Genomic DNA, 2,491 nt, shown 5'->3' with positions numbered 1-2,491 from the left:
GGACTTAAGAACGTAAATCTGATGCAGTTCAAGGCGTTCGGCTCCAAGAACCGCACCACAGACCCCAGAGACGTGCATTGGCTGGAACGTGCCATGCAGTCCAAAGTAGAGCGCATCGTGACCATCGCTTATCTTTCTCTCGTAAAGATAGACCGTACGCTCAACCGCGGCCTGGACGAGTATATGGCAAATTGGGTTGCCTTGCCGGATATCAAGGCACTGGCTTTCGACCACAACCTTATCATAAAAGAGGCGATAACCTACATCCGCCAGTATATCGAGTTCAACCCGTCCTCTCTTTTCGACCTGCTTCCGCGTAAGTTCACCGCATCCCAGCTCCGTACGCTGTATGAACTCTTGTACGGGAAACAGATAGATGTACGTAATTTCCACAAAAAGATAGCTCTTATGGAGTATGTGGTTCCTTTGGAAGAGAAGCAGCAGGGAGTTGCCCATCGTGCGGCACGGTATTACCGGTTCGACAAGAAGATATATAATAAGGTAAGGCGGTAGGCAAGACACCTGAATTCAAAACCTGATACGGAATAAATCGAAAATTTAACAATATAAACTCAAAGACATGTATTTATTAGGATATGACATCGGCAGCTCGTCCGTTAAAGCGAGCTTGGTAAATGCAGAAAGCGGTAAGTGCGTATCTTCCGCGTTCTTCCCGAAGACGGAAGCGGAAATCATAGCCGTGAAGCCGGGATGGGCGGAACAGAACCCTGAAAACTGGTGGGAAAACCTGAAGCTGGCAACGCAAGCCGTATTGGCGGATGCGCGTGTGGATGCGGCAGACATCAAAGCCATCGGTATCTCTTACCAGATGCACGGATTGGTGTGCGTGGACAAAGACCAAAAGGTATTGCGTCCTGCAATCATCTGGTGCGATTCCAGAGCCGTTCCTTACGGACAAAAAGCATTTGAAACGCTGGGCGAGGAGTTATGCCTCTCGCATCTGCTCAACTCTCCGGGTAACTTCACCGCGTCCAAACTTGCCTGGATAAAGGAGAATGAACCGGCTGTCTATGAAAAGATATACAAGATTATGCTGCCGGGCGATTATATTGCCATGAAACTGAGCGGTACAATCTGCACTACAGTCTCCGGACTGTCCGAAGGCATGTTCTGGGATTTCAAGAACAACCGGGTAGCAGACTTCCTGATGAAATATTACGGTTTCGATTCCTCGCTGATAGCCGACATCAGACCTACATTCTCCGAGCAAGGCCGTGTAAACGCCGCTGCCGCACAGGAGTTGGGTCTGAAAGAGGGAACGCCTGTCACATACCGTGCCGGCGACCAACCCAACAACGCATTGTCGCTGAATGTATTCAACCCCGGTGAAATAGCATCCACAGCGGGTACTTCGGGGGTGGTTTACGGTGTGAACGGTGAGGTGAACTACGACCCGAAATCGCGTGTCAATACCTTTGCGCACGTCAATCACACGGCGGAACAAACCCGTCTCGGCGTACTTTTGTGCATCAACGGTACGGGTATCCTCAACTCGTGGGTGAAACGCACCGTTGCTCCCGAAGGCGTTTCTTACAGTGACATGAATGTTCTTGCCGCCCAGGCGCCTATCGGAAGCGCCGGTATCAGCATCCTGCCTTTTGGCAACGGTGCCGAACGTATGCTGGAGAACAGGGAAACGGGCTGTTCCATTCAAGGAATCAACTTCAACCAGCACGGCAAGCAACATATTATCCGTGCGGCACAGGAAGGTATCGTATTCTCTTTCAAGTATGGTATCGACATTATGGAGCAGATGGGTATTCCCGTACAGAAAATCCATGCGGGCAAAGCCAATATGTTCCTCAGTCCGCTGTTCCGCGAAACGCTGGCAGGCGTAACGGGTGCCGTTATCGAACTGTACGACACCGACGGTTCGGTAGGTGCAGCCAAAGGTGCAGGTATCGGTGCGGGCATCTATAAAGACAACAACGAAGCCTTTGCTACGCTCGAGAAGCTCGAAATCATCGAGCCCGGACAAGCCGACCGTCAGGCATATGCCGATGCCTATGCGCGCTGGAAACAATATCTGATGCAGAGCTTACGGCCTGCTTAAGTTTTGTTCTGCATTCTTCGGAAAGTTCTTTTTGAGACCGGCTTGCTGCTTTTTATGAGGAGCGTCTATGCAACGAATAAAAAGGAAAACAGACCGGAAAGAAATTTCAGAGAAACTGAATGAAATGCCTCTTGAAGAAGATTGAAACAGACATTGAAAGTAAACAAGAATAAAACAACAGTAATAATTAACCCGCGGGTAATGTGCCCGTTGTCAGCACATCGGCGCATTACCGCATTAACACATTTAATCATTATGGCAACAAAAGAGTATTTTCCCGGAATAGGAAAAATCAAATTCGAAGGCAAAGAAAGTAAGAATCCTATGGCATTCCGCTACTACGATGCGGAAAAAGTAATCATGGGCAAGAAGATGAAAGATTGGTTGAAGTTCTCTATGGCATGGTGGCATACACTC

2 protein-coding genes and 1 pseudogene are annotated in these 2,491 nt (G+C 49.0%); all 3 read left to right on the top strand.

What is annotated here, in order from left to right:
- A partial coding sequence (locus AB5903_RS22270; RefSeq protein ID WP_368118306.1) for a DNA mismatch repair protein MutT occupies nucleotides 1-513 on the top strand: 513 nt, incomplete at its 5' end.
- A 67-nt stretch (nucleotides 514-580) separates the two neighbouring features.
- Nucleotides 581-2,074, top strand: a complete 1,494-nt coding sequence (locus tag AB5903_RS22265; protein ID WP_005654106.1) for a xylulokinase — start codon at nucleotides 581-583, stop codon at nucleotides 2,072-2,074.
- A 255-nt stretch (nucleotides 2,075-2,329) separates the two neighbouring features.
- A pseudogene (locus AB5903_RS22260) lies at nucleotides 2,330-2,491 on the top strand (xylose isomerase); the annotation flags it as partial.

The sequence above is a fragment of the Bacteroides sp. 2201st1_D9_2201SCRN_220225 genome (assembly GCF_040928965.1).
GTDB lineage: Bacteria > Bacteroidota > Bacteroidia > Bacteroidales > Bacteroidaceae > Bacteroides > Bacteroides stercoris.
Note: the sequence above shows the minus strand (reverse complement) of the source record. Positions and strands in the feature narration are given on the sequence as shown.